At 40.8% G+C, this 11538-nt stretch carries 8 protein-coding genes; 3 read left to right on the top strand and 5 right to left on the bottom strand.

The window, feature by feature from the left end; translation table 11 throughout:
• Positions 1–68 precede the first annotated feature (68 nt).
• Positions 69–3209, bottom strand: coding sequence for an efflux RND transporter permease subunit (locus I6L40_RS09070; protein ID WP_034524316.1), 3141 nt, complete (start codon positions 3207–3209; stop codon positions 69–71).
• On the bottom strand, positions 3206–4750 hold the full coding sequence (locus I6L40_RS09065; RefSeq protein WP_017778712.1) for an efflux RND transporter periplasmic adaptor subunit: 1545 nt from the start codon (positions 4748–4750) through the stop codon (positions 3206–3208). The genes I6L40_RS09070 and I6L40_RS09065 overlap by 4 nt, the downstream gene beginning before the upstream one ends.
• Before the next feature lie 208 nt (positions 4751–4958).
• Here I6L40_RS09065 and I6L40_RS09060 point away from each other — a divergent pair, with 208 nt between their 5' ends.
• The 3 genes from I6L40_RS09060 (at position 4959) to I6L40_RS09050 (ending at position 7505) form a co-directional block, all read left to right on the top strand.
• Entirely contained in the window at positions 4959–5282 is a 324-nt protein-coding gene (locus I6L40_RS09060) for a hypothetical protein (protein WP_021140715.1), read from the top strand.
• Positions 5283–5473: 191 nt separating this feature from the next.
• Complete coding sequence (locus I6L40_RS09055) at positions 5474–6160, top strand: heavy metal response regulator transcription factor (protein ID WP_216995320.1); 687 nt, start codon at positions 5474–5476, stop codon at positions 6158–6160.
• On the top strand, positions 6150–7505 hold the full coding sequence (locus I6L40_RS09050) for a heavy metal sensor histidine kinase (RefSeq protein ID WP_216995319.1): 1356 nt from the start codon (positions 6150–6152) through the stop codon (positions 7503–7505). The genes I6L40_RS09055 and I6L40_RS09050 overlap by 11 nt, the downstream gene beginning before the upstream one ends.
• Before the next feature lie 543 nt (positions 7506–8048).
• Here the strand turns inward: I6L40_RS09050 and I6L40_RS09045 are convergent.
• Genes I6L40_RS09045 through I6L40_RS09035 form a run of 3 tightly spaced genes read right to left on the bottom strand, consistent with a single transcriptional unit; the run spans position 8049 to position 11430 of the window.
• On the bottom strand, positions 8049–8582 hold the full coding sequence (locus I6L40_RS09045; RefSeq protein WP_005303871.1) for a cupredoxin family protein: 534 nt from the start codon (positions 8580–8582) through the stop codon (positions 8049–8051).
• Between the two features lie 20 nt (positions 8583–8602).
• Positions 8603–9460 carry a copper resistance protein B gene (locus I6L40_RS09040; RefSeq protein ID WP_005303868.1) on the bottom strand — a complete coding sequence of 286 codons (858 nt, stop codon included), beginning with the start codon at positions 9458–9460 and terminating at the stop codon, positions 8603–8605.
• An 11-nt stretch (positions 9461–9471) separates the two neighbouring features.
• Positions 9472–11430, bottom strand: a complete 1959-nt coding sequence (locus tag I6L40_RS09035; RefSeq protein ID WP_080989874.1) for a copper resistance system multicopper oxidase — start codon at positions 11428–11430, stop codon at positions 9472–9474.
• Positions 11431–11538 lie beyond the last annotated feature (108 nt).

Here is an 11538-nt window from a genome sequence, read left to right as displayed (position 1 = left end):
ATTGTAAATAAAGAAAACGAAAGTAGCGGATGCATATTCATATAATGCATCCGCCTGTGCACCAACCGTTATTCAGGCATATCAACACCTGTAGTATTAGTGATGCTCTTCAGAGTACGTCTACGCCATAAGTAAAATGCCGCAGGTAGAACTAAGAGAGTTAAAACGAGTGCGCTTACCATCCCACCAATCATTGGCGCGGCTATTCGTTGCATAACCTCAGAGCCAGTCCCATGACTCCACATGATAGGTAATAGGCCAGCAATTATCGTTACCACTGTCATCATTTTAGGACGTAGTCGCATTGCAGCTCCATGGATAACGGCACCATGTAATCCTGCATTATCAAGTTTATCGTTCTTAACGAGATCATCCCAAGCATGGTTGAGATAGATCAACATCAATACACCTGTTTCTACAGCGACACCTGCAAGTGCTATGAATCCAACTCCAACGGCCACTGACATATTAAATCCAGCTAGCCACACGTACCAAATGCCACCAACTACAGCAAGAGGCAAGGTCGTAAGAATAAGAAGCACTTCTTGAACACGCCGAAACGCCAAGTAAAGCAATAGAACTATGATGGCAACGGTTAATGGGACTACATAGGTAAGGCGAGCTTTAGCTCGTTCCATATATTCGTATTGACCAGACCAAGTAATAGAGTACCCAGCAGGAAGAACTAATTGTTCTCCGACCATTTTTTTTGCATCCGCGACAAATGATCCAATATCTCTATTACTAATATCAACATATACCCAACCATTTAACCTAGCATTTTCACTTCGCAACATTGGGGCTTCATCGCTAATATAAATTCGAGCAACATCAGCTAGAGCAATTCGTTCACCTTTGGGAGTGATCAAAGGAAGCAACTCTAGACTAGCGACTGAGTCGCGATAGCTTTGTGGATAGCGTATATTGATTGGATATCGCTCTCGCCCCTCTATCGTCTGTCCAACATCCATGCCGCCCACAGCCGTTGCTAGTACTGCTTGAACATCCGCAATATTGAGTCCATATCGGGCAGCCTTCAGTCTATCGATATCAACTTTGACATAACGACCACCGGCGACACGCTCAGCATACACGGATGATGCCCCCTCTACACTGCCAACAATTTTCTCAAGTTGCTGTCCTATTTTTTGTATCACTTTAAGATCTGGACCAGCAATCTTGATCCCAACAGGTGTTTTAATTCCTGTTGCGAGCATATCTGTTCGAGTCTTGATTGGGGGGACCCACGCATTTGTCAAACCAGGAAATTGAATTAATGAGTCTAGCTCTTCCCGTAATTTCTCTGGTGTCATCCCAGGACGCCACTCTGATTGAGGCTTCAGCTGAATAGTGGTTTCCATCATAACAAGATCAGCTGGATCTGTTGCACTATCCGCACGGCCAGCCTTACCGAATACATTCTTTACCTCAGGGACAGTTCTAATCAGCTTATCTGTTTGTTGTAATATCTCTCGCGTTTTCCCTACCGAGATATTTGTTGCCGTTGTCGGCATATACATCAGATCCCCCTCATCAAGTGGAGGAATAAACTCAGACCCTAAATATTTTAAAGGCAAGAAACCAACAACGGTCACGATAAATGCTAAAGTAAGAGTCACCTTCGGCCATGCTAAGACGCATTTCAGTAAAGGTATATAACCCTGACTTAGCCATCTATTAATTGGGTTCGCTTGTTCAGCAAGTACCTTACCACGAATAAAGTACCCCATTACAACAGGGACTAACGTTATTGCAAGTGCAGCAGCTGCGGCCATAGCATAAGTCTTAGTATATGCGAGCGGAGCAAACATCCGCCCTTCTTGTGCTTCAAGAGCAAATACTGGTAAAAAGCTCATGGTAATAATTAATAGAGAGAAAAATATAGCAGGGCCGACTTCTGCACTGGCCTCTCCAATTACCTTCCATCTGTTTTCATTAGTTAGGGGTGTCTGTTCCATATGCTTATGGACATTTTCAATCATTACAATTGCACCATCAACCATTGCTCCAATTGCGATGGCTATCCCTCCCAAAGACATTATGTTGGCGTTGACACCCTGTATATTCATTATTATAAATGCAACTAGAATTGCGATTGGTAGGGTGATAATCACTACTAACGATGACCGTAGGTGGAATAAAAATGCTAAACAAACTAATACAACAACAATAAACTCTTCCAGTAACTTCCCTGAAAGGTTGTCGATTGCTCTTTGGATTAGATCTGAGCGGTCATATACAGTTATTATCTCAACCCCATCTGGTAGACTACTTTTTAATTCATCAAGACGAGTCTTAACTCCATCAATAGTGTGTTGTGCATTTTCGCCATAACGCATGACGATAATGCCCCCAACGACTTCACCTTCACCATTGAGCTCTGCGATGCCTCGACGTACTTGAGGGCCAGTTACCACATCCGCTACATCACCTAGCAATAGTGGAGCACCACGTACATTTGTTCCTAATGGAATGTTTTTTAGATCAGAGACATTTTTCAAATACCCATTGGAGCGAACCATATACTCAGCTTCGGCCATCTCGATAACTGAAGCACCTGTTTCCTGGTTACCTTGTTCTATTGCTGTCTGAATTAAAGACAAAGGTACACCATATGCACGCAGCTTATTGGGGTCTACACGAACCTGATACTGACGAACCATTCCTCCAACCGTAGCGACTTCAGAAACCCCCTCTACAGTCTGTAATTCATACTTTAAAAACCAGTTTTGCAGTGAGGTTAATTCACTTAAGTCATGCTTACCTGTTCTATCGATCAGTGCATACTGATAGACCCAACCAACACCAGTTGCATCAGGCCCAAGCTGGGGCCTCGCAGAAGATGGTAAATTAGGAGCAACTTGGCTCAAGTATTCTAAAACTCGCGCCCGCGCCCAATACAAATCCGTATTGTCATCGAATAGAACATAAACGAAAGAATCACCAAAGAAAGAATAACCACGGACGGTAGTTGCACCAGGAACAGCAAGCATGGCGGTGGTTAATGGGTAAGTTACTTGGTCTTCAACTACTTGTGGTGCTTGCCCAGGATAACTTGTTTTGATAATAACTTGAACATCCGACAAATCAGGCAGCGCATCAACAGGAGTTTGCTTGACTGACCATATTCCCCATGCAGTGAGCAACACACTTAACAAAAGAACAAGGAATCGATTGCCAATAGACCATCGAATTATTGATGTGATCATTTCTGACCTCCTATCTCATCCATTTCGGCCATATCATGCTTGGAATGGTCCAATTGTGGAGCAGATGGAGCCTTACCTTTCCCGTTGCTACTATTTGAATCTGAATTTTTAATATTTGTTTTAGCAATCGGCTCCTTGATACCAGTTATAATGTATCGTTCCCCATCCTGCCTTAGCAAAACACTCACGGAGTGACCCATCTTTAAACTTGAAGGAGCAATACTCTTATCAAGTTCAAAGCTCATACGCATTGCTGGCCATTGCCATTCTGGTACTTGTTGGTGTGCAATTGTGATCTGCCTATTCTGACCAATATCAACGATGTCAGCATTGACCCAGACTTGAGCAGGACGAAATGCAGTCATGCGCTGGAAGTCGGAACTGATACTTGACTCAGAGTCTAATAAAAACTGAGCAGACCTTACTATCTCATCACCTTCTTCAACTCCAGATGTAACAACGATATGTTCCCTAAACTGAGAACCGAGAGTGACTTCAACAGATTTGAAGCGCCCATCACCTAATGACAGCACTACTCGATTCTGCGTTCCTGTTCTAATAATAGCCTCACTAGGCACCACAAGATTAGACTCGGTTCCACCGGCTTTTATGTTGATCTGAGCAAACATATTCGGCTTAAGGAACTCGTCTGGATTATCAAAGCGTAGCCTGACCTTAAGCGTTCTAGTTGATGCGTCTAGGGTGGGATATAAATAATCAACTTTACCGACCCAAGTTCTGCTTGGCGCATAATCAAGAGTCATGGTAACTGGATCTCCCAATTTCAATACGGTAGCTTGGCGCTCAAAAATTTCTGCACTGACCCAAACTTGTTGTAATGTGCTGATATTAAATAGCGCCTCAGCTGGTTCTACGTACTGTCCCTCTCGAATTTTTAGCTCAGAAATATATCCATCACTAGGTGCATAGAAATTAATTGTTTCACGCACTTTCCTAGTTCGCTTTAAAATAGATATTTGATCACTTGGAATTTGTAGCGCCTTGAGTTTCCCTTCTGCGGCTCGAATCAACAAAGGGTTACTGCTATTCATGGCCAACAAGTATTCATGCTGCGCATTTACTAAATCAGGGGCATATAATGCGTAAATAAAACTACCTTTGGTAACCCTTTGCCCCTCACTTTTAATTGCAAGGGTTCGTACCCAGCCAGCCATACGTGAGTTGATAGCTTCAAGACGGTCTTCATCATATCCAACATATCCAACAGTATCAATTTCCTGATAAGTAGGAGCTCGTTTGACTTGATCGAGACGAACACCAAGATTCTGCTGTATTTCCGGTGATATTGTAACTGTGCCAGCTGACCCTTGACCTTGAGCTTTCTCTTCATAAACAGGAATGAAATCCATTCCCATTGTGTCCTTGGCTGGAGAAGGTCTCTTATCAGCTGGATCCATCGGGTTTACCCAATAAAGAGGTTGTTTTTCCTTTAATGTATTTACATCTTTAAAATTTGTGAGCAGGTAGACACTACCACCTCCTGCGACAAAAACTAACAACATTGCAATAAATTTCATCATGCCATGCCCCTTAAGATATATTCAAAATATGGAAAACCAGGTGGTGTAAAATCATCTCTCATACCCCAATAGGGTGAATCATACATACTTGCCCTCTTAAAGATCTATATCCTTACGGTAATGTAATCTTGCTGACAGCAGCATGTAATGTTGATTGTATATAGTGATTAGCGATAACCGTGCAATAACAACGAAATGAGGTAATCGAATGAAAATCAAGACCATCTTAGCTGCGCTCACCATGTTGATTAGTAGTTCAGCGGCTTTCGCTAATGCCCCAATGCCTTTCGATCTTAGAGCAGGGCATGGAGTAGTCTATGTAGAATGGAAAATATCTGCATTGCCTACTGACTCCGTGGACGTATCCACCCCCGATGGCACGAAACTGGGCGTTGTGAAGGCTCTCCCTGGTAAGACCAAGCAGTTAACACTTCCTTCTGATAAAAATATTACAGAAGTTATCGTGGACTATAAAGGAACCATTCATAACGTCTCTCTCCCGCATGGTATGGGAAGCGGTAGTAACCGTTAAGATCTTCCACATGTAAAAAACGGCCAGCTTATGCTGGCCGTTTTTTAAACATTAAAAATAATCATTCTAGATTTTATAATTTCGATATAACCTTCATTGAAACTCTTGATGCAGCTGGATTTTTTTTATTTTTTAGTGTATGTAGTAGCATAGACTACTGACTATCTTAATACTGCATATTGGAGAACATAATGAATATTTTAGTTGTTGAAGATGAGCCAAAGATAGGTGAGTATTTAAAGAAAGGACTCACTGAGTCAGGCTACATTGTTACTCTCGCCACAAATGGAATTGATGGTCGCTTTTATATACTTAGCCATGAATTTGACTTAATAATACTAGATATTATGTTACCTGGGATTAACGGATGGCAGCTTCTTGATGAAATTAGAAATATAAACATTCAAGTACCTGTCATGTTCCTGACGGCAAAAGATGGTGTCGGAGATAGAGTAAAGGGGCTAGAGTCTGGAGCTGATGATTATCTTTCAAAACCATTTGCATTCACTGAACTACTAGCCAGAATAAAAAACCTTCTTAGGCGATCCAAAGACAATCATATTGAAGAGGTTATATCAATTTCAGATTTGATTATAAACATCAAATCAAGAACAGTTAAGCGGTCGGGTAAAAAAATACATCTCACCCCTAAAGAATATCTATTACTTGAGTTATTAGCTCGGCGGCATGGTGAAGTATTACCTCGCTCATTAATTGCCTCTTTGGTATGGGATATGAATTTTGACAGCGATACAAATGTAATAGATGTTGCAATCAGAAGATTAAGAGCCAAGGTTGATGATGATTATCAAATAAAATTAATTCATACTATTCGAGGAATGGGATATAAATTAGAAGGTGCTGGCGATGAAGAGTAACATGCCTATAACTATACGTGCTATGCTTTTTGTTTCTGTCGCCATAACGATCAGTATGATTTCCTTGTTATTTTTGGTAGAGACATCTATCAAAAATCATTTCTTAGACCTTGATAATGAAACGATAGATAACAAAACGATTATTATCGAGCAGTTTTCAAAGCGCATAGATGCAGTTCAAAGAATTATCAATTGGGATACAATCAATCCTGACTCTAATTTTTATATCGAGATATTAAAAGATGGTAAAAAAATATATAGGAGTGAACGAGACAGCTTTAATTTGAGAAAGTTCAGCAATACACTAATTCATGTATCTGAAACTGACACTTCCGCTCCACATAAATATCTCAGTAAAAACATTAATTTTAAAAAAAATGATAACTCCTATTCAGTCGTGTTCTATTTAGACTCAAGTGTTCACTCTCATTTTTTGTCTGACTTTAGGATGCAGCTATTAATCATAGTCTTTGGTGTTTGGGCGATCATAATATTGTCTACATACTTGGGTATAAGGCAAGGCCACAAACCTATTTATATATTAAGCAAACATATGTCGACTATTCAGGCTGAACAGTTGAGCTCAACATTAGAACCCAACCAATATCCGAGAGAGTTAAGGGAGTTGGTTGACTCATTCAATACCATGCTATCTAAACTAAACAATAGTTTCGTTAAGTTATCTGATTTTTCAGATGATGTAGCGCATGAACTAAGAACCCCATTAACCAATATAATCATGCAGGCTCAAGTTGGGTTAAATCAAGACAGGAGCATCTCCGAATATAAAGAGTTCCTATATTCAATTCTGGAAGAGCTTGAGCGTTTGGCAAAGATGGTTAGCGATATGCTGTGGATTGCCAGGTCAGACAAAGGTTTGATTTCTGCAAATAAAGAATTTTTAGATTCAGAGAATGAACTTTCTTCTATTTTAGATTTCTTTATGTATTTAGCAGAAGAAAAAAGCCTTACGTTTAACGTTGCAAATACTAATAAGATTATATTTGCTGACAAAATAATGTTTCGTCGTTCGATATCCAATCTGATATCTAACGCAATAAAATACTCAGAGAGCAACTCTGCCATTAGCATCTCAATATCAAACGATGAAGGAAATAATTCTATCATTGAAATAAAGAACAAATGCAAAGATATATCTTACGATGAATCCTTGAGAATGTTTGATCGATTTTATAGGGCAGATTTATCAAGATCTAGCAATAACGATAGTGTCGGGTTGGGTCTATCGATTGTTAAATCGATAACCGAAGTTAATGGAGGAAAGGCTTGGAATAAATTAAGTGGTGACTACATTTCATTTTATTTATTATTCCCAGCCAAATAGCTTTTAGCTATTTAACGTAGGACGGCACTAGCATTATTAAAGAGCATGGTTGCCAAAATCAGCCAGTAAGTCATGACTTCCCCAGGGCGCTGTTTCCCAAGGAAAGTGCGAACAAGTATCCCACGAACAAAAAATGAAAATTTTAGTCATTTAATATCAATGGGTTACCAGTAAATGCTCTCGTGCCATATGACTTATTCGCACCTTCCCTAGAACGCCAGAAACCTGGTTCATCAGATTGGTTATGCTCGTGATGTGAATTCATTGACATCCCTCCAATTAATATTAGATGCTGTAGACAACTCATTTTCTCTCAGCACCACGTCCTGTACTCACTCACCCAATAAGTCACACTATCTGAGTGATGCGGTATTTTTTACTTAATATTAAGTATAGTTATACTGCCGAGCATTAATTGGTATTTAGATCTTTTTGTGTCAGCAGATCATCAAACTGTGATATTGGCAAAACTTTTTAAATAAAAATACAAAAAATCAAATAAAAAAAGAGGGGAGCCCCCTCTTTTTTTGTTTGAAAAGTGGATTATTTCACTACCACTTCACCAAGCATTCCAGCCTCCATATGCCCAGGTACAAGACAAGCAAATGATACTGTACCTGCTTTATCAAATTTCCATAGCACTGCACTCTTCTGACTGGGTGCAAGAGAGATCATGTTTGGCATGCTATGTTTCATCTGCATACCTTGCATTTGTTGCATCATTCCCGCATGCTCTTTGAGCTCTGAGGTTGTTCCGAGAACGAACTCATGTGGTAGTTTTCCATTATTCTTTATAAAGAATCGGATTGTTTCACCTTGTTTGACCGATATCGTTTTCGGTGTAAACCGCATGGTGTCATCCATAGATACGTCAATGGTTCTAGACACATCTTTGGCAACACCAGGGGAACCAGCCATACTCCCCATGTCATGCCCCATAGGAGCTGGATTCCCCTTCATTGAACTCATGTCATGGTTCATGCCATTCTTCATTGAGTTCATGTCATGACCTTGCTCAGAAGCCATCACACCCGTAGAAATTACTATCACAGCAGCAGTAATCATTTTGAATTTCATACATTACCTTCCTTATGTAATCAGAACCAGAATCTGGCACCTGCAATAAATCTCGTATCAGATGTACTCTCCCCATGATCTTTTGCTAGATCGTATGTATTGCCAGCGAGAGTTTTCCATTCAACGCCTATGTAAGGAGCAAACTGCCTACTTATTTCATAACGTAACCGCAAGCCAGTGCTGATGTCTGAGATACCTCGCCCAACAGACATATCATCATTATCTTTACTGTAAATATTCATTGCAGCTTGGGGCTGTAGTATCAATTTCTGAGTAAGTAAGAGGTCATATTCCGCCTCTAGGCTTAAAAGCATTAGACCATGCTGATCTACAAATAAAGAGGAGTCAACCTCAAACCAATATGGCGCTAATCCTTGTAGGCCAAGGGCAAGCCATCCTTTATCGCTTCTAGATTGATATGTATCATATCTTGCTCCAAAAAGGATGTCCCAGTATGCAGATGTAGCATACCCATAAAGAACTTGGTTTTCTGTATCCTGTAATGAATTTTTATATTCACCTTCAGATTTAAACCATATTTTTTGATAGTCTTTCCCTACCCAAGCAAGGGCTTTGTAGGAAGCATAATTTTCCTCTCGTCCATTTGAATATTCAAGCCTGTCAATTAACAGAGAAGAAAAGGTATGTTCATCTGCTAAGGAAAGCTGCTCTCTGCCTTCAAAAAGGCTTGGGCCTGAACTAAGTGTGAGTCCATCAGAATATTCATCAGGGCTTCTTTGTTCGCTATCCTCAGATGCGGTTAAATCAGGGTGATAGCCGCTAACAGCATCTTTTGACTCCTCAGAAAAAGAAAGAGAAGCAAATAACCCAAGGCTGATCAACCATATTCCATTTTTTACTATACTTTGAATTAGCATTATTTATTTCCTCAAGAAACCACTACTTCACGGAACATTCCAGCATCCATATGGAACATAATATGACAGTGCCAAGCCCAACGGCCAATGGCATCAGCGGTCACAAGAAAACTAATTCGTTGTGCTGGCTGCACAGGTATTGTGTGCTTTCTTGCCAAAAAGGAGCCATCTTCATTCTCAAGTTCACTCCACATACCATGTAAATGCATGGGATGGGTCATCATGGTGTCATTGTGGAGAGTAATTCTAACTCTTTCTCCATAATTAAAATGAATTGGTGTTGATTTACCGAACTCAACGCCATCAAACGACCATGTATAGCGTTCCATATTTCCAGTCAAATGAAGTTCAATTTCGCGTTCTGCTGGTCTTGGATCTATGGGCCCACCTTTAGTTTTCAGGTCTGCTAACGTAAGCACTCTTCTCCCATTATTACGTAGCCCTACACCAGGGTCATTCAGATTGCGTCTTGGTGTATCTACCCTCGCATCAACACTGGGCCCAAACTCTGTACTGGCATGCCTAACCTTGCTTGGCGGTGTAGCATTACTCATACCAGCCATAGAACCATGATCCATACCAGCCATGGAGCTATGATCCATCGTTGGCATTGCCCCCGATGCCATGCCAGGCATTGAGCCATGATCCATACCTGCCATAGAGCTATGATCCATCGCTGGCATTGCCCCCGATGCCATGCCAGGCATTGAGCCATGATCCATACCTGCCATAGAGCTATGATCCATCGCTGGCATTGCACCTGATGCCATACCAGGCATTGAGCCATGATCCATACCTGCCATGGAGCCGTGATCCATTCCGTCCATGGAGCCCATCATATCTTCCATTGAAAGAGGCTCAGGTTTGTCTACAGTAGGAATCGGAGCTGAAAGGCCAATCGCCGTCGACAACGTACCTCGGGCAAAACCAGTACGATCCATCGACTGTGCGAAAATCGTATGGGCGTTATCGATGGGTTGAACAATGACATCGTAAGTTTCACCAGGGCCGAAACGAAACTCATCTACGTCTATAGGTTCAATATCAACACCATCGGTTTGTACAACCGTCATTTTTATGCCTGGAATTCTGACATCGTAAAAAGACCCTCCAGCACCATTTATAAATCTAAGTCTGATCTTCTCACCTTTATTAAAGACACCAGTCCAATTTCCATTAGGGGTTGTCCCATTCATTAGATAGGTTAAAGTTGCGGAGGATAAGTCAGCCAAATCTGTAGAATTCATTCTCATTTCATTCCACATCTGGCGTTTGGTGAAGGCAACTTTTAATCCACTGTTGCTGACATCGTTAATGAAGTCGATAGCTGTAGGCTGATTAAAATTATAGTAATCACTTTGCGATTTCAATTTTGATAAAATTCGCATCGGGTGCTCATCTGTCCAGTCTGACAAGAGAACAACATAATCTCTATCGGCTGATATAATCTCGCCTTCTTTTGGCTCTATAATTAAAGCGCCATACATTCCCGTCTGTTCTTGAGAACCAGAGTGAGAGTGATACCAATATGTACCGGACTGTTCCAACGTGAATTTATATGTGAATGTCTCTCCTGGTTTAATACCATTGAAACTAATACCAGGCACGCCATCCATTTCAAATGGAAGTATTATACCATGCCAATGAATAGAGGTAGGCTCACTGAGCTTATTGGTAACACGAAGAGTAACCTCATCGCCTTCCTTTAAGCGTAATGTCGGTGCAGGTATGGAGCGATTGACAACCGTGGCAATTCTTGTACTTCCAGTAAAGTTGACAACAACTTCTTCAACTACCAGATCGATTACTGTTCCACTTAAAACTGAGCTGTAAACCTTTTGCGGCAGTTCTTCTTTAGCGTTAATTGACATAGGAATCGATGCCACAACTCCGCCAGCAGCAATCCCTTTAACAAACTTTCTTCTTGAGATAGAAGGATTAAATCCATTTTTACTATGAACATCATTCATAAGCGCCTCCATTTCATCACAGCTGTGATGTGTGATGATGCTCATTATAGAAATCAATGTACAATTACAATACTGTCATTTTTCTCAATGCGTAGAAAAAAATGCGCC

Origin of the sequence: Aeromonas sp. FDAARGOS 1410, assembly GCF_019048745.1 — a bacterium.
Classification (GTDB): domain Bacteria; phylum Pseudomonadota; class Gammaproteobacteria; order Enterobacterales; family Aeromonadaceae; genus Aeromonas; species Aeromonas jandaei.
The sequence above is the reverse complement of the archived record's forward strand: the minus strand, read 5'-3'. Positions and strand labels throughout refer to the sequence as shown.

What these genes read in the sequence shown, in the direction of transcription:
- I6L40_RS09070 (WP_034524316.1), bottom strand. Translation starts at nt 3,209, where the DNA reads ATGATCACATCAATAATTCGATGGTCTATTGGCAATCGATTCCTTGTT.
- I6L40_RS09065 (WP_017778712.1), bottom strand. Translation starts at nt 4,750, where the DNA reads ATGATGAAATTTATTGCAATGTTGTTAGTTTTTGTCGCAGGAGGTGGT.
- I6L40_RS09060 (WP_021140715.1), top strand. Translation starts at nt 4,959, where the DNA reads ATGAAAATCAAGACCATCTTAGCTGCGCTCACCATGTTGATTAGTAGT.
- I6L40_RS09055 (WP_216995320.1), top strand. Translation starts at nt 5,474, where the DNA reads ATGAATATTTTAGTTGTTGAAGATGAGCCAAAGATAGGTGAGTATTTA.
- I6L40_RS09050 (WP_216995319.1), top strand. Translation starts at nt 6,150, where the DNA reads ATGAAGAGTAACATGCCTATAACTATACGTGCTATGCTTTTTGTTTCT.
- I6L40_RS09045 (WP_005303871.1), bottom strand. Translation starts at nt 8,582, where the DNA reads ATGAAATTCAAAATGATTACTGCTGCTGTGATAGTAATTTCTACGGGT.
- I6L40_RS09040 (WP_005303868.1), bottom strand. Translation starts at nt 9,460, where the DNA reads ATGCTAATTCAAAGTATAGTAAAAAATGGAATATGGTTGATCAGCCTT.
- I6L40_RS09035 (WP_080989874.1), bottom strand. Translation starts at nt 11,430, where the DNA reads ATGAATGATGTTCATAGTAAAAATGGATTTAATCCTTCTATCTCAAGA.